Origin of the sequence: Streptomyces sp. NBC_01363 (genome assembly GCF_026340595.1) — a bacterium.
Taxonomy (GTDB): domain Bacteria; phylum Actinomycetota; class Actinomycetes; order Streptomycetales; family Streptomycetaceae; genus Streptomyces.
The window spans coordinates 4,780,661-4,798,159 of the sequence record NZ_JAPEPF010000001.1; the positions used below are offsets into that span (position 1 = coordinate 4,780,661).

At 70.0% G+C, this 17,499-nt stretch carries 14 protein-coding genes and 1 pseudogene; 6 read left to right on the forward strand and 9 right to left on the reverse strand.

The annotated features are described in order from the left end of the window. Window positions 1–47: 47 nt before the first annotated feature. On the reverse strand, window positions 48–1,541 hold the full coding sequence (locus OG611_RS21700; protein ID WP_266422636.1) for a PLP-dependent aminotransferase family protein: 1,494 nt from the start codon (window positions 1,539–1,541) through the stop codon (window positions 48–50). Between the two features lie 47 nt (window positions 1,542–1,588). Here OG611_RS21700 and OG611_RS21705 point away from each other — a divergent pair. Beyond that, window positions 1,589–2,437 (forward strand): annotated as a pseudogene (locus OG611_RS21705) (DMT family transporter); the annotation flags it as partial. Between the two features lie 75 nt (window positions 2,438–2,512). Here OG611_RS21705 and OG611_RS21710 read toward each other — a convergent pair. Continuing rightward, window positions 2,513–3,343 carry an alpha/beta fold hydrolase gene (locus OG611_RS21710; protein ID WP_266422638.1) on the reverse strand — a complete coding sequence of 277 codons (831 nt, stop codon included), beginning with the start codon at window positions 3,341–3,343 and terminating at the stop codon, window positions 2,513–2,515. 154 nt (window positions 3,344–3,497) lie between these two features. Between OG611_RS21710 and OG611_RS21715 the strand changes: the two genes are divergently transcribed. Both OG611_RS21715 and OG611_RS21720 read left to right on the forward strand, forming a co-directional pair. Next, complete coding sequence (locus OG611_RS21715; protein WP_266422640.1) at window positions 3,498–4,391, forward strand: RNA polymerase sigma-70 factor; 894 nt, start codon at window positions 3,498–3,500, stop codon at window positions 4,389–4,391. A gap of 316 nt (window positions 4,392–4,707) precedes the next feature. Further along, window positions 4,708–5,475, forward strand: coding sequence for a GntR family transcriptional regulator (locus OG611_RS21720; RefSeq protein WP_266422643.1), 768 nt, complete (start codon window positions 4,708–4,710; stop codon window positions 5,473–5,475). A 62-nt stretch (window positions 5,476–5,537) separates the two neighbouring features. On the opposite strand, the gene OG611_RS21725 is transcribed toward OG611_RS21720, so the two are convergent. The 3 genes from OG611_RS21725 to OG611_RS21735 all read right to left on the reverse strand — a co-directional run bounded on the left by OG611_RS21725 (window position 5,538) and on the right by OG611_RS21735 (window position 8,798). Next, window positions 5,538–6,695: an ROK family transcriptional regulator gene (locus OG611_RS21725; protein ID WP_266422646.1), complete on the reverse strand. Its 1,158-nt coding sequence runs from the start codon at window positions 6,693–6,695 to the stop codon at window positions 5,538–5,540. A 99-nt stretch (window positions 6,696–6,794) separates the two neighbouring features. Beyond that, window positions 6,795–7,445 (reverse strand): response regulator transcription factor, encoded by a 651-nt coding sequence (locus tag OG611_RS21730; protein WP_266422649.1) that lies wholly within the window; start codon window positions 7,443–7,445, stop codon window positions 6,795–6,797. 159 nt (window positions 7,446–7,604) lie between these two features. Further along, entirely contained in the window at window positions 7,605–8,798 is a 1,194-nt protein-coding gene (locus OG611_RS21735) for a sensor histidine kinase (RefSeq protein WP_266422652.1), read from the reverse strand. A 108-nt stretch (window positions 8,799–8,906) separates the two neighbouring features. Between OG611_RS21735 and OG611_RS21740 the strand changes: the two genes are divergently transcribed. The 3 genes from OG611_RS21740 to OG611_RS21750 all read left to right on the forward strand — a co-directional run bounded on the left by OG611_RS21740 (window position 8,907) and on the right by OG611_RS21750 (window position 11,121). Next, window positions 8,907–9,845 carry an ATP-binding cassette domain-containing protein gene (locus OG611_RS21740; protein ID WP_266422654.1) on the forward strand — a complete coding sequence of 313 codons (939 nt, stop codon included), beginning with the start codon at window positions 8,907–8,909 and terminating at the stop codon, window positions 9,843–9,845. 2 nt (window positions 9,846–9,847) lie between these two features. Further along, entirely contained in the window at window positions 9,848–10,585 is a 738-nt protein-coding gene (locus OG611_RS21745; protein WP_266422657.1) for an ABC transporter permease, read from the forward strand. A 98-nt stretch (window positions 10,586–10,683) separates the two neighbouring features. Further along, window positions 10,684–11,121, forward strand: coding sequence for a hypothetical protein (locus OG611_RS21750; protein ID WP_266422659.1), 438 nt, complete (start codon window positions 10,684–10,686; stop codon window positions 11,119–11,121). Window positions 11,122–11,545: 424 nt separating this feature from the next. Here OG611_RS21750 and mug read toward each other — a convergent pair whose 3' ends face one another. From mug to OG611_RS21770, 4 genes are all read right to left on the reverse strand, one after another. Beyond that, complete coding sequence (gene mug, locus OG611_RS21755; protein ID WP_266422662.1) at window positions 11,546–12,109, reverse strand: G/U mismatch-specific DNA glycosylase; 564 nt, start codon at window positions 12,107–12,109, stop codon at window positions 11,546–11,548. A gap of 19 nt (window positions 12,110–12,128) precedes the next feature. Beyond that, window positions 12,129–13,571 carry an adenylosuccinate lyase gene (gene purB / locus OG611_RS21760; protein WP_266422665.1) on the reverse strand — a complete coding sequence of 481 codons (1,443 nt, stop codon included), beginning with the start codon at window positions 13,569–13,571 and terminating at the stop codon, window positions 12,129–12,131. Between the two features lie 1,062 nt (window positions 13,572–14,633). Further along, the gene (locus OG611_RS21765) at window positions 14,634–15,932 is read right to left on the reverse strand and encodes a BNR-4 repeat-containing protein (RefSeq protein ID WP_266422668.1); all 1,299 of its coding nucleotides are present in this window, start codon (window positions 15,930–15,932) and stop codon (window positions 14,634–14,636) included. A gap of 222 nt (window positions 15,933–16,154) precedes the next feature. Then, window positions 16,155–17,456, reverse strand: coding sequence for an extracellular solute-binding protein (locus tag OG611_RS21770; protein WP_266422671.1), 1,302 nt, complete (start codon window positions 17,454–17,456; stop codon window positions 16,155–16,157). Window positions 17,457–17,499 lie beyond the last annotated feature (43 nt).

Sequence of the window (17,499 nt, forward strand, 5' to 3'; positions counted from 1 at the left end):
GGCGAGCGAATCCACTCTTGTGCCCGTCGGCGGCGCGCACACCAACCTCAGATGAACACCCGGCCCCGCCCCTCGCCGGTACCCGGTCCGTTCGTGTCCTCCTGAACCGCCGCCAGCAGTCGTACGCCCTGCCCGATGTCGGGCGGAGTCAGATGCGCGTATCCGAGGACCAGGCGCACCGCCCGGTCCTCGTACGGCACGGTGCCGCAGGCACCGAGCGACCGGAGGGCGACTCCGGCCCCGGCCGCGCGCGCCATGAACAACGGCTCCGGGCCGTACCGTTCGGGCAGTGTGGCGATGATGTGGAGACCTGCGGCGATCCCGCTCACCTCGGTTCCGGGGAAGTGTTCCGTCAGCATCGAAGTGAGCGTGTCGCGGCGCTCGCGATAGGCGCGCTGACAGCGGCGCAGCTGCCGGTCGTAGCCGCCCCGGGTGATGAAGTCGGCGAGGACCGCCTGGTCGACGGCCGGATTGCCCAGATCCATCGTGCGCTTGCGGGCGACGATCTCGTCGGTCATGGCCGCCGGTGCGAGGAGCCAGCCGAGCCGGAGCCCGGGTGCCAGCGATTTGCTCACCGAGCCGGTGTACGCGACATGCTCCGGGTCGAGCCCCTGCAACGCGCCGACGGGGGCGCGGTCGTAGCGGAAGTCGCCGTCGTAGTCGTCCTCCACGACCAGCCCGTCCACGGCGCGTGCCCAGTCCAGAAGCCGGCTGCGACGGGCGGCGGAGTAGGCGATTCCGGTGGGGAACTGGTGCGCCGGTGTGGTGACGACCGCGCGCACGCCCGAGCGCACGAGGGGCTCGATCGCGAGACCCTCGTCGTCGAGCGGCAAACCGATGGTGGTGACCCCCGCGGATGCGAACAGCGCGGAGTGTTCGGGACTTCCGGGGTCCTCGACGCCGACGGTCCGTATTCCCCGCCCGTGCAGCACGAACCCCAGCAGAGTCGTCGCCTGCGCCACGCCGGAGCACACCACCAGGCGCTCGGGATCGGCGACCACCCCTCGGCGCCTGGACAGCAGGGCGGCCAGGGCATCCCGCAGTCCGGGCAGGCCGCGCGGATCGGGATAGCCGAGCGCGCCGTGCGGCAGCCGGCCGAGCACCGAGCGGTACGCGGCGGCCCAGGCACCGCGCGGGAACAGCGACAGATCGGGCGTGCCGGGCCGGAAGTCCACGCGTACGCCCGCGGCGCGCGGAGCGAGATCACGCGCCCCCGGTACCGGCGCCCGAACCGCTTCGCTCACCCAGGTACCCGCACCACGTCCGCTGCGCAGATAGCCCTCGGCCGTGAGCTGTTCGTATGCCTCGGTGACCAGCCCCCGAGACACCCGCAGATCGGCGGCGAGCGCACGGCTGGACGGCAGCCGCGTACCGGGAACGAGACGGCCGGAACGCACGGCTTCGCGCAGGGCCGACTGCAGCGCGCGACCGCGCCGACGGGCCGGCTCCGCAACAGCCGGCAGCAGCAACTCCCAGGCGGCGGAGCCGAACTCGCCGTCCTCCGAACGGTCCGGCCGCGGATTGGTCCCCGAAGACATCATGGAAGTGGACCTTAATCCGGACCGCTCGGCTGCCTAGCGTCGATTCCATGAACGTCAGCTCTCTGCGCGGGGCGCTCCTCGCAGCCTTCGCCTGCATCCTCGTGGGTGCTTCCTTCACCGCCAACAGTGTCCTGGGCGCATATCCGTACGCGGGCGGCCAGGCGCTGCGCTACGGCCTCGCGGCGCTTCTGCTCGTACCCCTCCTGGCCCGTGACAGGCAGTCCCGGCCGATCACCGCGCTGCGCACCCTCACCCTGCGCCAGTGGGGACGGCTCGCGCTGCTGGCAGCCATCGGCATGGTCGGCTTCAACCTTGCCGTGCTCAGTGCGGAACGATCCGCGGAACCCGCCGTTCCAGGGGTGTTCGTCGGCTGCGCCCCGATCCTCGTCGCCGTACTCGTACCACTCATGGACGGTCGCCGGCCGACACGCACGGTCCTGTACGCGTCCGCGCTCGTCGCCGCCGGGGCCTTCACCGTCCAGGGCTGGGGTCGCACGGACCTGGCGGGCATCCTCTGTTCGGTCGGCGCTCTGGCAGGCGAGGTCGGCTTCGCCGTCCTCGCCGTACCGGTCCTGCGACCCCTCGGACCGAAGCTGCTCTCCGCCACGGTCTGCGGGATCGCCGCCGTCGAGTCGGCGTGGCTGGGCGTGATCCTGGACGGCAGCGATGTTCTGCGGATGCCCACTGCGGCGGAGGGGACGGCGCTGCTGTGGCAGGCGGCCGTGGTCACCGTCATCGGTTTCGTCTGCTGGTACATGGGCATGCAGCGCATCGGCGCCGAGCGCGCCACACTGTTCTCCGGCCTGATCCCGGTCTCCGCCGCGCTCACCGCACCGCTCGTCGGTACCGGTTCGTACGGCACCGCACAGGCGGGTGGCAGTCTTCTGGTCGGGCTGGGTGTCGCCCTCGGATCGGGAGTCCTGTCCCGGAACGGAGCAGCCCGGGGTGCGGATTCGGTGACCGGTGCGGTGTCAGCGACTGGTGTCCAGGATGACGCGCGCCACGAGCGCCGGATCGTCGTTCATCGGCACATGACCGCAGCCCGGCAGCCGGACCAGCCGGGAGTCGGGGATGGTGTGCTTGGCCCTGATTCCCTGCCGGCGCAGCAGGATCCGGTCCCGGCTGCCCCAGGCGACGGTCACCGGCAGCCCCGGCACATCGTCGGTGAACGTGACGCCGCGCCCGGTGGCGAGCGTCTGGTGGAATCCGGTCGCCTCGCGCAGGGCGATGGTCTCCGCGACGACGGCATCGGCTGAACGTCGGCCGGGCCGGGCGTAGATGGTGCTGGTCAGTGCCGTGCGCCCGGCCGCGCTGTGCGAGAGCCGCTCGATCAGCGGGACCGGCATCGACAACGCGGTCTGCCGCATGGCCCGCAGCGTCCCGAACGCGTAGCGTCGCTCGCCCCCGGTCCAGAAACCGGCGGGCGAGAGCGCTGTCACCGACCGCACGAGCTTCTCCCGGCCGAGCTCCAGCGCCAGCAGACCGCCGAGCGAATTGCCCGCCACATGCGGCCGGTCCAGACCGAGCTCCTTGCAGAACGCTCCGAGCACCGTGGCCGTGGTCGGCAGGTCGTACGGCAGTCCGTCGGGCAGTCCCGGTGAGGCGCCGAAGCCGGGCAGATCGACGGCTATCACCTCCCGCTCCACGGCGAGCACGGACAACACCGGGTCCCAGGCCTGACGGTGGTGGCCGATGCCGTGGAGCAGGAGCAGCGGCTCGCCGGCGCCGGTCCGTTCATACGCCACGGAAACGGTTCGAGGCCCTTGGGTTGAGTCGACGCTGAACGAGACCGTGGTGGCCATGCCGGTGCTCCTGGGGTGATCCGGCATGAAGGGGCCATGCCTGAAGGTGACTTAGACGTCTCGTCAATAACAATTACCGTTCAGTAGCCTTCAGTTCAAGAGGGGGATGCGATTCGCGCTGGACAGGGTGCGACGGGTCGGCTGGGATGGAGGGGTGACAGTCGACACCGCGACCGATGTCTTCGAGAAGCACCGTCCCGTGCTCACCGGCGTTGCCTACCGCATGCTGGGCCGGGTCGCCGATGCCGAGGACGTGGTGCAGGAGGCTTGGCTTCGCTGGTCCTCCGCTTCCCGTGAGGAGGTGCGGGAGCCGCGCGCCTTTCTTGTGAGGATCGTCACCCGCCTCGCCATCGACCGGCTGCGGCAGGTGCAGTCGCGGCGTGAGGCGTACGTCGGGCCGTGGCTGCCGGAGCCGGTCATCACCCGTTTCGGACCGGCTGTGCCCGACACCGAGGGACAGGCTGTCCTGGCCGACTCCGTATCCGTCGCCGTGCTCGTCGTCCTGGAGTCCCTGTCACCGCTGGAGCGGGCCGTCTTCGTGCTGCGCGAGGCGTTCGGCTTTCCGTACGCGGAGATCGCCACCGCCCTGGACCGGACCGAGGCCGCGGTGCGCCAGTTGGCAGGACGTGCGCGGCACCACGTGGAGGAGCGCAAACCGCGCTACGACGTCGACCCGGCCCACCGCCGTGACCTCACCGAGCGGTTCCTCGCCGCGGCGGCGGGCGGCGACATCGAGGAGCTGCTGGCCCTGCTCGCGCCCGACGTGCGGCTCGTCGGGGACAGCGGCGGAAAGTCCAAGGCGCCGCTGCGGGTCCTCGAGAGCGCCGACAAGGTCGGCCGCTTCCTCTTCGCCGTCGCCCACGCCCAGGTCGAGGAGCTCGACTTCCGCCTCCTGGAACTGAACGGCGGGCCGGGCCTGCTGTTGTTCCTGGGCGGAAAGGTCGACTCGGTCGTTCAGGTGGACGTCAAGGACGGGCTCATCCAGTGCGTATATATCGTGCGAAACCCTGACAAGCTCATTCGTTTCACCGACCTCCCGGAGGAGTAGCGGCCGCCGGGTCACCGACCACGCTCTCGACTGGCGGCGGTGACTCCGGTTGCGGGGTGGCCCCGCAGTCATCCGATGCTCGAAGCCCCACGCCCTGCCCTTGGGTTCCAGTGGTCGTGGGGCTTTGTGCTGCGCTCGCCTCACAGCACCACGAACGTCCTGTGAACGCTCTGCGGCAGAGTCCCGTTTCGCTGCGTGACCGACCGAGGATTGGTCTTGACCAAGGGTGTGTACCGTCCTATGGTCTCAACGTTAAGACAGGAACCTTTAATAAGTAACGTCGCGGAATAGCCGCTGGGTGATTGCGGAGGACAGGGTGGGGACCACGCAGCTGGAATCGGTGCAGGAGCCGAAGTACTGGCACCTCAAGACCGTGCTCAGTGAGGCACTCGACTCGGATTTTGCGGTGGGGGAGATCCTGCCCAATGAGCGCGAGCTCGCCGCCCGCTTCGGAGTCGCCCGAGCCACGCTCCGGCAGGCTCTGGAACAGCTCGAACTCGAAGGAAGGCTGCAGCGTCGCCGCGGCGTCGGGACCACCGTCGCCCCGCCGCGCGTCGGGGTCGCGGTCTCGACGGCACGGCGGGACTGGTCCGGCGGCGGTGCGGCGGAGGCATGGCAGCCGGTGGACTGCACGGCGGCGGTCGCGCCGTCCTCGGTGACGGCCGTGCTCGACGTGGAAGCCGACGAGCCGGTGCACATAGTGCGCCGTATCCGGGCCTCCCACGGGCAGACGGTCGCGGCGGAACTCCTGTACGTCCCGTCCTCGTCCGTGCCCGAACTCTCCGCGATCGACGCCCCGTCCGGGCCCGCACGGGCCCGCGGGGTCCTGCGCGAGCTGCACCGCCTCGGCCTCGACGGCCAGGACCGGTCGGTGGAGCTCGGCTCGGCACGGGTGGACGACGCCAAGGAGCTCGACCGGCTTCCCGGCGCCCCCGTACTCGTCGTCACCACCCGCTACCTCGTGGCGGGCGGCACCGCTGCACTCTCCGTCGCCACGTACCGCGCCGACACCTGCCGCCTCACCTTCGGCGACTCGGGCGACCTGGAGATCAGCCACCACGACCAGGAGCGCCAGGCCTCCTGAGTATGGCCGGCTCCAGGCCGGTTCTCCGCCGATTCTCTGTCGGTACGCACGGCCCGTCGCACTCAGCGGCGGGCCGTCACCGTTCCCTCCACCGCGAAGAGCTGTTCCTCGACGTGGTCGAGAGCCAGCCGCAGGGCGCCGGTGGCCACCGCCGCCTCACCGAGCAGCGACAGCGTGACCCGTGGCGGCCGGAGGCAGTAGCGGGCCAGCTCGCTGCGGAGGGGATCCAGCACATCGTCCAGCCCGGTGGCCCAGCCGCCCACCACCACGAGCTCGGGGTCCAGCGCAAGCACCAGCGCCGCCACATCGTGCACCAGGCGCTGAATGAACCGCTCGACCGCCGCCTGCGCCCGGACAACGCCGCGCCGGGCCTCCGCGAACACAGCGGCGACCGCGGGCTCGTCCAACGGATCCAGCGGAATGTCCGTCGTGGACAGCAACCGCTCCGGAGTCACTTCGCGGCCGAGCAGATGCAGCGCGCCGATCTCGCCCGCCGCACCGCCGAAACCACGGTGCAGCCGCCCGCCGATCAGCGAACCGGCGCCCGGACTCAGCCCCGCCAGAACGAACACGATGTCGTCGGACTCGGTGGCCGCGCCCTTCCAGTGCTCCGCGACCGCCGCGGCATTGGCGTCGTTCTCCACCAGGACGGGGCAGCGGAACGAGCGCCTCAGCCGCTCACCCAGCGCGAGACCCGTCCAGCCCGGCAGGGCGGTCCCCAGCCGTACCGTCCCGTCCGCCTCCACGATGCCCGGACTGCCGACCCCTACCGCGCGCAGACTGCTCCTGGCCACACCCGTACGCCGCAGGAGGTCGGCCACCACGGCCCTGACCTTGTCGAGCCGGTCGTCGGCGCAGGCGGTCTCCGACACCTCGCGGGCGCCGGCTCCGATGATCCGGCCGTCCAGCCCCGACAGCAGTGCGGAGACACGATGCGGGCCGATCTCGATGCCGAGCAGATGCCCGGCCTCGGCACGGAACCGGAACCGGCGGGCCGGCCGCCCCTGGCGTCGGGCCTCGCCCCCGTCGGGCACCGACTCGACGACGAGTCCGGCCTCGAAGAGCCCCTCCACGACACCCTCGACCGTCGGACGGGACAGTCCGGTGATTCGGGTCAGGTCCGTCAGAGTGGGGGAGTCGGCGCCACGCAGAGCGTGCAGCACCACCGCGGAATTGATACGTCGCAACAGCGACGGATCCCCACCGGTCAGCCGACCCACGGTGTGTCCTCCCAGCTCGAGCGCATGTCAGGCGGATGGTACTCGTTGCCCAGGTGCGGGGCGACCACGGGCCGCCGTGGGTTCCCCCGGGCAGGGATCTCAGCTCGGAGCGACGAACCCGGATTCGTATGCCGCGATCACCGCCTGCGTGCGGTCCCTCGCGCCCAACTTGGCGAGCACGGCACTGACATGGGTCTTCACCGTCTCGACGCCGACCACCAGCTTGGCGGCGATCTCCGCGTTCGACAGGCCACGAGCCATCAGCCGGAGGACCGCGGACTCCCGCTCGGTCAGTGCTGCCCGGTCCAAGGCCGCGCGCGCCTTGCTCGTCCCGTACTCGGCGGCGAGTTGCCGGACCGCCGCCGGGAAGAGCAGCGACTCACCCTCGGCGACCAGGCGCACCGCATGCACGATCTCGGCGGGCCGGGCACGTTTGAGGAGAAAACCGTCCGCCCCGGCACGCAGCGCCTCGTAGACGTATTCGTCGTTCTCGAACGTGGTCACCACCAGGATCTTCGGCGGATCCGGCACTGTGCGCAGCACCACCCGTGTGGCCTCGATACCGTCCATCAACGGCATCCTGACATCCATGGCCACCACGTCGGGGCGCAGCTGATGCAGCAGCGGGATCACGGCGGCGCCGTCGCCCGCCTCGCCCACCACCTCGATATCGGGCTGAGCCTCGAGGACCGCGCGCAACCCCGCGCGGACGAGGGGTTCGTCGTCGACCAGAAGTACGCTAACCGGCATGGGGCCAGCCTAAGGGCTGTCCGGTAATCCCTGGCGGTGTACGACGACAGTTACGGCACCTCGCCATGTTGCCGGAACGTCCGCATGTATCCGATACACCGATGGCCAAGTGCCTTGCGACGCACCGCATCCGACGCCGCGCTGATTCCCCCCGGGGGACTACGGGGCAGATCTCAAACCGTTCAACGGAAGGCTCGCGTGCACCCGCCATTCCCCCTCGTGCGGACCCGTCCTGGCCATTCCACCGAGCAGTGCGGCCCGCTCCCGGATGCCCCGCAGCCCGCTCCCGCCGCCCGGCGCGGCTGTCGAATCAGCTGTCGAGTCAGTGAGTGGATTGGTGACCTCCAGTTCCAGGCGGCCGCTGGCGACGGTGATACGCACCCGGACGGGGACCGTACCCGAATGACGCAGCACATTGGTGAGGGACTCCTGAAGGATGCGATACCCCTCGCGGGAGACCGCGCCCGGAACCTGCTCCAGCGGACCTGACACGTCCGCGTCGATCTTCGCTCCCGAACCGCGCGCGGAGTCCAGGAGCCGATCCGCTTCCACGAGCGTCGGCCGCTGCCCCACCGGCGTCCCCGATTCGCGCAGCACCCGCAGAACCCGCTCCAGGTCGTCGAGCGCCTCCCGGCCCGTCTCCTCGATCGCGGCCAGGGCCCGTTCGGTGAACTCCGGGTCGCGCGCCGTCCGGGCCGCGCCGGCCTGGACGACCGCGACCGTCAACGCGTGCCCGATCGAGTCATGCAGCTCACGTGCGATGCGGTTGCGCTCCAGCAACTGCTCGGTTCGCTCCTCCAGAGCGGTCAACCGCTGCACCGGCGAGGGACCGAGAAGCCGTTGGGCGCACGCGGTGATCAAGTGGCCGCTCACCACGACGATGAAGAGCAGCAGCAGGAGAGGCAGAGGGGGGAGCAGGGCATACCACCAGTGCGGCTCCACCCCGCGGACCAGCCATTCGTTGCTCGGGCCCCTCCCGGAAGCGGTGAGGACGAGGTCCACCGCGGTTGCCGACAACCACACCGTGGCGTACCCCACGGGAACGGCGAGCACCATTCGTATCTCCAGCCACAGCACGGTTCTCCAGCGATCGGCCCAGGTGGCCGCCGTGGTCGCGGAGATTGCGGCATCAGCTCTGCCTCGCTCCTGCGGCGTGAGCAGAAGCTGTGCCTGCACCCCCTCGGCGAGCCGCATACCGGGCACCAAGCCGACCGGCACGGCGATCGCCATGGGCACCCACGGGGAATCCGGCGCGATGAACAACCACACGCTGTAGCCCGCACCCGGGATGAGGAGATGCAGCCACCGGGTGTAGGTGACAGATGCGGCGAGCGGGCGCAGGAGGCGGAACATGCGGCCATCGTGTCAGTCCGCACGGGTGCGGCGGCTCCCCCGAGGGAGGGAGATGATCCCCACCCGTGGGGGAGGCGGGGCGCTGGGCACGGCCGCGAGGCTTGAGACATGACCAGCATCGACGTCCATGAACTCACCAAGGAATTCGGAACGACCCGCGCGGTGGACAACCTCACGTTCAGTGTGCGACCCGGGTGCGTCACCGGATTTCTGGGCCCCAACGGCGCAGGCAAGTCCACCACCATGCGACTCGTCCTCGGCCTCGACCGGCCCACCGGCGGCAGGGCCACGATCGGCGGGCAGCTCTACGCCGCACTCGACGATCCGCTGCGCCGGGTGGGCGCCTTGCTGGACGCCCAGGCCGCCCATGGCTCGCGCACCGCACGGAACCACCTGCTCGCCCTGGCGGTCAGCAACGGCCTCGGTGCGAGCAGAGTCGAGGAGGTCCTGGAGGAGGCCGGCCTCGGCGAGGTCGGCGGAGCCCGGATCAAGACCTTCTCACTCGGTATGCGGCAGCGACTGGGCATAGCGGCCGCGCTGCTGGGCGACCCGGAGGTCGTGATGCTGGACGAGCCGTCGAACGGCCTCGACCCGGAAGGCATCATCTGGATCCGGGAGCTGATGAAACGGCTTGCCCGGGAGGGGCGCACGGTCCTGGTCTCCAGCCATCTGATGAACGAGACCTCGTCGTTCGCCGACCACCTCGTGATTCTCGGCCGGGGCAGGCTCCTCGCCGACCTGCCGATGCAGGAATTCCTGGATTCCCGCAGCAGGCCCCGCGCACGGGTGCGCACGACCGAGTCCACGCGACTACGCGATGTCCTGGTCCGCAAGGGATACGACCCTGCGCAGGATGACGACGGCTGTTGGACCATCGAGGGCGTGAAAGCCGGGGAGATCGGCGTGATAGCCGCCACCGAAGGCATTCCCGTCCTCGAACTCACCGACGAGCAGGCCACGTTGGAGCAGGCCTATCTCGACCTCACCGCCGATGCCACGGAATTCGCATCGGCATCGACCTCATCCGCCAACCGTCAGGAGGCCTGACCATGTCGACCACCGCAGTGCTGCGTTCCGAGTGGATCAAGATGAGATCGGTGCGGTCCGTCGTGGGATCCTTGATAGCCGTTCTTCTCGTGACACTTGCCATCACCTTGCTCGCCTTCTCCACCATCGGCCAGTCCGAGGCGGACAGCGCCGATGCCGAGCCGGTCTTCGACGCCTTCTACGCACTGAACTTCGGCCAGATCGCGGCCATCAGCTTCGGAGCGACCGCGCTCTCCTCCGAGTACCTCAACGGAGCTTTGCGGATATCGCTTGCCGCTGTGCCACGCCGCAACCTCTTCTACGCTGCCAAGATCGCCGTCGTCGGGGCGTCGGCACTTGCCGTCGGCCTCGTCACCAGCTTCAGCGCCTTTCTCGTGGGACAACTGTTCATGGGAAAGTACGCGATCGATCTGGGGGAGCCGGGCGCTCTTCGGGCAGCCTTCGGAGGCGGGATCTATCTGGCGCTGATGGCCCTGTTCGCTGCCGGATTGACAGTGGTGCTGCGCAGCGCCGTGGCCGTACTCAGCCTGCTCATCCCGTTCGTGCTCATAGTCGCTTTCGTGGTCGGTGACGTCGCGGGCGGGGCCGCACAGTATCTGCCGGACCGGGCCGGACAGTTGGTGCTCCACCAGAACCCCGGAGGAAGCCTCGGGCCGTGGGGCGGACTAGGGGTGACAGCGGCCTGGGCGGCGGCCTCGCTGCTGGCCGGCTGGTGGGCGCTCCGGCGCAGGGACGCGTAGCCCGTCTACGCGATTTCAATACGGAGCAGGACGGCTGAAAGCATCTCAAAATGCATGGCAAGGAGTGGCTTGTCAGTGCTGGGCGGTTTACTGGCGGCATGACCACCGCACATCACCTCCGCCTCATCGACGCGATGCGCACCTTGGACTTTCCCACGGAGCGCATCCGGTCTGGCTCGGGAGTCAGCGGGCCCGGGTATCACTCGGCGTCCCTGCACGCGGACGTCGATCACTGGGACGACGGCGAAGTGCGGCGACTGGAGCACCGGGCCCAGTGCCTCGCAGAGCACGACGCGTTGCTGACGCTGCTCACCGGTCGCTGGGGTGATCCGCAGATGATCAGCCTGTGGAGCGCACAGGAGCGGATGACCGCCGGCGAGGAGATACCGGAGGCGTGGGCCGAGACGGTTGCGGGCTGTGAGTACCTCCAGCTGTGGAGGATCGAGGGCCGTTGGATCGCCATCGGGCTCTACCTGGAGGAGGAGGGGCCCGGGTGCGAGTTGAACGTGGTGGTGACGGAGATCGATCCGCCCTGACATGAGCAGGCTGCTGTTGGCCGGACGGGCACGAGACCGTCTGCTGCGATGGCCCGGTCGTCGGGGGCACCTCGTATGACGGGCCTCGCCCCTGCCCGCCGTCCTGGCGCCCGGTTGTGGTTCTGGCGAGGGGCCCGGACAGCGTTCGCTGTGCGACGGGCCCGCCGGCTTGCCGTTTGTCACGGGGGTGCAGGTGGCTGTCCACGTCGATGGGCCCGACACCTTCCTGCACGGTGGGCCTGGGGTGGTCACCGGGGACACGGGCGAGGGCGGCAGGCACCCGGCTTCTCGGTTCGGGGCGGCCGGGGCAGTGATGTAGGGCATGGACGATGACGACCGGTACGCGGCCATGGGGCCGAGGACGAACCATGGCCGCCACTACGGGGTTCATGAGCGCCGAGCCTTGGCGAGGGCGCCGGGGGCGTCAGGGTTTCTCGGTGGTGATGGCGGTGTCGCGGTCGACGGAGGCAAGGAGGCGTCCGTACTCCTCAGCCATCGTCTGAGCGGTCCAGTGGGCGTTCAGGCCGCTGGGGTTGGGCAGGGCCCAGACACGGGCGCCGCCGATGGTGTGGTCCTGCGGACCGATACGGGCGGTTCGCCTGCCGAAGGCCGTCCGGTACGCCGTGACCCCTACGACAGCCAGCCACTGCGGTCGCAGGTCTTCGACCTTGGCTGCCAGGATCCGGCCGCCCTCGCGGAACTCCTCGGCGGACAGCTCGTCCGCCCGAGCGGTGGCACGGGCGACCACATTGGTGACGCCCAGGCCGTACCGCAGCAATTCGGTCTGTTCGGCCGGCTTCAACTGCCGAGGCGTGAAGCCGGACCGATGGAGTACCGGCCAGAACCGGTTGCCGGGGTGGGCGAAGTGGTGGCCCGTCGCCCCCGTCATCAGGCTCGGGTTGATCCCGCAGAACAGCACACGCAGGCCGCCCGCGACCACATCGGGAACGGTGCGGTCGCGGGCGGCCTGGAACTCTTCGGGCGTCATCCTGCTGTGGTCGAGGCCGTCAGAGGATGGAGCCCGGCGTGTATGCGGCGGCCTCGGGGTGCTGCTTGGCGATCTCCTCGATGCGGGAGATCAACGCAGTGACCTGGTCGCCCGCCGCTCCGGTGAAGGAGAGCTTGTCGGCCATCAGCGCGTCGAGCTGCGCACGGTCCAGCGGGATGCGATCGTCGGCGGCCAGCTTGTCGAGCAGCTCATTGCGCTCGGCGCCCTGCTCGCGCATGGCCAGGGCCGAGGCGACCGCGTTCTCCTTGATCGCCTCGTGCGCGACCTCACGGCCGACACCCGCGCGCACCGCGCCCATCAGGACCTTGGTCGTGGCGAGGAACGGGAGGTAGCGGTCCAGCTCACGGGCGACGACGGCCGGGAACGCCCCGAACTCGTCGAGCACCGTCAGGAAGGTCTCCAGCAGACCGTCGAATGCGAAGAAGGCGTCCGGGAGCGCCACCCGGCGGACCACGGAGCAGGACACGTCACCCTCGTTCCACTGATCGCCCGCCAGCTCGCCGGTCATCGACGCGTAGCCGCGCAGGATCACCATGAGGCCATTGACGCGCTCGCAGGACCGGGTGTTCATCTTGTGCGGCATCGCGGACGAGCCGACCTGACCCGGCTTGAAGCCCTCGGTCACCAGCTCGTGCCCGGCCATCAGACGGATCGTCTTGGCGACCGACGAGGGCGCCGCGGCCAGCTGGACCAGCGCGGTCACCACGTCGTAGTCGAGCGAGCGCGGGTAGACCTGGCCGACCGAGGTGAAGGCCTGCGCGAAACCGAGGTGCGCGGCGATGCGCTGTTCGAGGTCGGCGAGCTTCCCGGCGTCGCCCCCCAGCAGGTCGAGCATGTCCTGCGCGGTGCCCACGGGGCCCTTGATGCCGCGCAGCGGGTAGCGGTCCAGCAGATCCTCGAGCCGCCCGTACGCCACCAGGAGCTCGTCGGCCGCGGTCGCGAAACGCTTGCCGAGCGTGGTCGCCTGCGCGGCGACGTTGTGGGAGCGACCGGCCATGACCAGCTCGCGGTACTCGCCCGCCAGCTTGCCGAGCCTGGCCAGGACCGCCACCGTGCGGTCGCGCATCAGCTCCAGGGAGAGCCGGATCTGAAGCTGCTCGACGTTCTCCGTGAGGTCCCGGGACGTCATCCCCTTGTGGACCTGCTCGTGGCCGGCGAGGGCGTTGAACTCCTCGATCCGGGCCTTGACGTCATGCCGGGTGACCTTCTCGCGCTCGGCGATCGAGGCCAGGTCGACCTGGTCGATGACACGTTCGTAGTCGGCGAGCGCGGCGTCCGGCACCTCGATCCCGAGGTCCTTCTGAGCGCGCAGCACCGCCAGCCACAGCCGGCGTTCCAGCTCTACCTTCTGCTCGGGGGACCAGAGGACGGCCAGCTCCGCGGAGGCGTAGCGGCCGGCCAGGACATTGGGGATGCGAGGCTTCGCAGACACAGCAGTCACGTGTCCAGAGTTTACCTGCCGTTTTCAGCGGTTCGTGAGCGCCCACAGAGTCCATAAGGTCCAGGTCAGAGGCGCCTGGACCACCCTCTCACGCACGGCGTGCGAGACGCGCGGGACGAAACGGCCCCGGCCGGTGATTCCAGCACCGCGGGGGCCTTGAGCCGAAGCCCTTCCGATCAAGGAAGCCGAACCCGTGCAAGACCGTCGCCCGAGCGCCGAGCCGGGCGGCCTCCTCGCGGCTGTCCTCGATGCGCTCGCCGGTCAGATGCGCTCGCCGGTCCCAGGAAGACATCCGTCCGCATTCCGGCCGCGTCGTGCACGCCCGGGTGGAGCGGCTCCGGCAGGGCGACGACTCTGGTCGGCCCGCGGACCACCGCGGGCCCGTCCTGCGCGGCACCCCTCCTCCGGGTACTGCCACCGGGGCGCCGCGGAAAAGGAGGCAGGCAGGCCGACGCGCGCGGCGTGCGCTGTCACGATGCCGCCCCTCGACCACGGCCCGGTCCCCCTCACCCGCCCGGCTCGGTGCGCCGGACACACCGAGCACCCGGTCGAATACCGGGCCGTCCTCGCCCACACCCACGCCGGCGGCGAGGGAGAGGACGACCCAGTGCGGGACGACGAAGCCCCGCCGGACATCCGGCGGGGCATCGTGGCGCGGCGGGCTGCGAAGGGGTGCGGCGTCCGGGGCGGGCACCGTCGTACTGCGGCTCTCCGCTTTCGTGTACGTGGAGCAACGAAGCGGTGACGACACGTGTGGCGCGGATGTGTGAAGGGCTGCACCGGGTGCCCTGTACCTCGTCAGTAGGACACGGTCCGAGGTCCGAGGCCCGCCGACGACGGCGTCTCCTCCTTCGGCGATGTCGCAACGGGTCGGTGCCTCGGCGTCCGGCCTGCGCGCTCCGTCACGTTCCGAGAACGGCGGACCCGGACGTTCCGAGAACGTCGGACCCGGGCCCTGCGCCACCGGTCACCGGCACCGAATGCGCCCCGTCACCCTGCTGCCGGGAGTGCCGATAGTGCAGGACCTCAACGCCGCCCGTAGTAGGCCGATAGTGCAGGACCTCAACGCCGCCCGTAGTAGAGCGAGTCGTGCGCGGTGTCCGGGAGGTACAGAACATCGTTCCCGTCCGAGTCCCGTCGCACCGCGAGCCGGTCCGCGCTCACGCCCGGCGCGGCGGACTGCGAGGTCCACGTGCTGCCCGACTCGGTCGCGACGAAGACGCGGTCGGTGCCGGAGCCGGTCACGTAGTAGACCCGCTGGGCGTCCGTCCCGTCCCAGGTGATGCCGAGGGCCGCAGCGGTCTGGCCGCCGGCGTACACGGTCTGGCGGGCCCAGTCGCCGCCGCTCGGATACGCGTAGTAGACGCGGAAGTTGCCGCCGCTGTCGGCCGAGCGGTAGCGGTAGGCGACCTTCGGGGTGGAGCCGTCGAGGGTGAGCTTGGCGCTCTGCACCGCCGGACCCGTATAGGCGTTGTCGATGCTCCACTCCTCACCCGTGGTGAGTTCCTGGATCACGTCGGACGTGCCGGGTGCCACCGGGGTGGTCACGGCCGCGCCCGCGCTGTCCGCGAAGGCGCCGGTCGACGGGTCGTAACGCAGGTACGAGAGCTGGTGCCGGAATCCGGTGGCCGGGGCCTTGGCCCACTCGTACAGGAGGTGCACGCGCCCGGCGGCGTCCACCGTCAGGTCGTCGGGGTACACGGAGCGGTTCAGCGCGCCGGCGAAGGTGGCGACCACGCTCCAGTGTGCGGCGGCGTTGTCCCAGCGGTACAGCTTGCCGGGACGCTGGTCGGCGCCGGCACCGACGCGGGCGGCCAGGTACAGATCGCCGTTGGGCGCGGTGGCCACGATCGGGTAGGTGATGCCCACGCCCTGGTCGGGCAGTTCGGCCGCGTGGTCCGTGACGTCCCCGCCGGCGGCCTCGGTGCGGAAATAGCGCCAGGCATTGGCGTGCATGGAGGCGAACACGTGCAGGCGGCCACTGCCGTCGCGCGCGACGGACGGCTGGTTGTGACCGTTGTCGTCGGCGAACTCGGCCTGCTGTCCGCTCTTGTCGAGCAGCGGCAGACGGCTCCAGACCCCGTCCGGGTCGCGCCGCGCGATGGCCGGGCGGTGCGTGGCGGCCGTCGAGCCGGGCTCGTTGAAGGCGAAGTACGTGTACTGACCGCGGCCCTTGTACGTGGCGGCCGGCGTCCACCAGGCGGCCTGGTTCGACGAGTCCATCGCGTACGGAACCTTCTCGATCACCGTTGCAGTTGTCGTGAGGTCCGTGCTGTCGGCCTGGGCGGCCGGGACGAGCGTGAGCAGGGCGGCCAGGGCCGCGGCCGAGGCGGCGTACGCGCGTGCCGTGGGACGTCGCAAGGTGAACTCCTTCGCGGGCGTGATGGTGAGGCGAACGGGAGCGGCCGCGCAGGTCGGTCCACCCTCTCCGCTGCGCCGGAACTTACAACAGATCCCAGATTGTGAATAGAGATTGCGCAATGCGGATGCGAGATACGTCTGAGGGGAAGCGTGTGCAACATGACGAGGGGCCCGGTGAAGGCCGTTCTGCCTTCACCGGGCCCCGGACCGCCGTGCGCCGACTCAGCGCTTGATGAGGTCGGTGACCTCCTCGGCGGCCTTCTTCATCGCGTCCTTCGGCTTCGACTTGCCTACCAGGACGGCCTGGACCTGCTTGGCCACGGCCTCCTCGATCTGGGCGTTCTGCGCGAACTGCCAGAACGGGCTGCCGGTCGCCGTATCGGTGATCTTCTCGGTCCACTCGGTGGTGAAGGTGTCCTGCGCGACCTTCGGGTCGTCCAGGCCCGCCGTGGTGGACGGCGGCAGGGCGCGGGCGGCGAAGTACTCGGTGGTGGTGGCGCGGTCGGAGGTGGTGTGCAGCGCGAACTCGGTCGCCGCGTCCTGCCCCTTGCCCTTGACGATCGCGATCACACCGCCCCACAGCAGCGCCTGCGGCGTGTCACCGGAGCGCAGCACCGGCCGCTTCATCGGCTGCATCGCGTCGGCCAGCGTCTTGTCCTTGGACTGGGCCGCGGTCACGCCCTTGCCGATGACGGCGTCGTCGTAGAAGGCGGCCTTGCCCTGCCCGAACAGGGCACGCGCGTCGAAGCGGTCCACGTCCGCGGCGATCAGCTTCTCGTCGTGCAGCTTCTTGTACCAGGTGACGGCGTCGATGGAGGCGTCGTCGCCGATGGTCACCCTGTCGTCCTCCAGGAGCGTGCAGCCGAAGGTCTGCATCCACGGGAAGATGTCCTTGAGCTGCGCGACCTTGGTGGCGGCGGCGTACGGCACGACACCGCCGCCGAGCCCCTTCAGCTCCCGCAGCGCGCCCTCGAACTCCTCGACGGTGGCGGGGTGCTTCTTGATGCCGGCCTTCTCCAGAAGCTTGGAGTTGGCGATCACACCGATCGAGCCGGTGTTCCACGGCAGGCCGTACTGCTTGCCGTCGTACATACCGCTGTTCAGCGCAACGTTCGTGTAGCCGCCCTTCAGGGCCACGGAACCGAGGTCGGCGAGCTTGCCCATCTGCGCCACCGCGGCGAGCCAGGCGATGTCGAGATGCACCGCGCCGGTCGTCTCCCCGCCCCCGAGCTTGAGGGTGAGCTGGCTCAGATACTCGTTGTACGGGTACGAGACCGCGCGGACCTTGGAGCTCTTGTCCTTCTCCCACGCCGCGATGATCTTCTCGATCGAGGGCTTGGCGGCCTCCTCGTTGAGCGACCAGGAGGTGAAGTCGAAGTTCTTGGACTTCGTGTCGCCGCTGTTGGAGGAGGTGCCGGCGCCGGACGGTGCGCAGGCGCCGAGCACGCCGGCGCCGGCCACACCGAGCGCGCCGATGCCGAACATGCGCAGCGCGCCGCGCCGGCTGATGCCAGAGGTGGTCATGGTGTCTCCATGGGGGAGTGGGCGGAAGGGGACGTGCGTGGGG

What these genes read in the sequence shown, in the direction of transcription:
- OG611_RS21735 (WP_266422652.1), bottom strand. Translation starts at nt 8,798, where the DNA reads ATGTTCCGCCTCCTGCGCCCGCTCGCCGCATCTGTCACCTACACCCGG.
- OG611_RS21745 (WP_266422657.1), top strand. Translation starts at nt 9,848, where the DNA reads ATGTCGACCACCGCAGTGCTGCGTTCCGAGTGGATCAAGATGAGATCG.
- OG611_RS21750 (WP_266422659.1), top strand. Translation starts at nt 10,684, where the DNA reads ATGACCACCGCACATCACCTCCGCCTCATCGACGCGATGCGCACCTTG.
- OG611_RS21740 (WP_266422654.1), top strand. Translation starts at nt 8,907, where the DNA reads ATGACCAGCATCGACGTCCATGAACTCACCAAGGAATTCGGAACGACC.
- OG611_RS21700 (WP_266422636.1), bottom strand. Translation starts at nt 1,541, where the DNA reads ATGATGTCTTCGGGGACCAATCCGCGGCCGGACCGTTCGGAGGACGGC.
- OG611_RS21730 (WP_266422649.1), bottom strand. Translation starts at nt 7,445, where the DNA reads ATGCCGGTTAGCGTACTTCTGGTCGACGACGAACCCCTCGTCCGCGCG.
- mug (WP_266422662.1), bottom strand. Translation starts at nt 12,109, where the DNA reads ATGACGCCCGAAGAGTTCCAGGCCGCCCGCGACCGCACCGTTCCCGAT.
- OG611_RS21770 (WP_266422671.1), bottom strand. Translation starts at nt 17,456, where the DNA reads ATGACCACCTCTGGCATCAGCCGGCGCGGCGCGCTGCGCATGTTCGGC.
- OG611_RS21710 (WP_266422638.1), bottom strand. Translation starts at nt 3,343, where the DNA reads ATGGCCACCACGGTCTCGTTCAGCGTCGACTCAACCCAAGGGCCTCGA.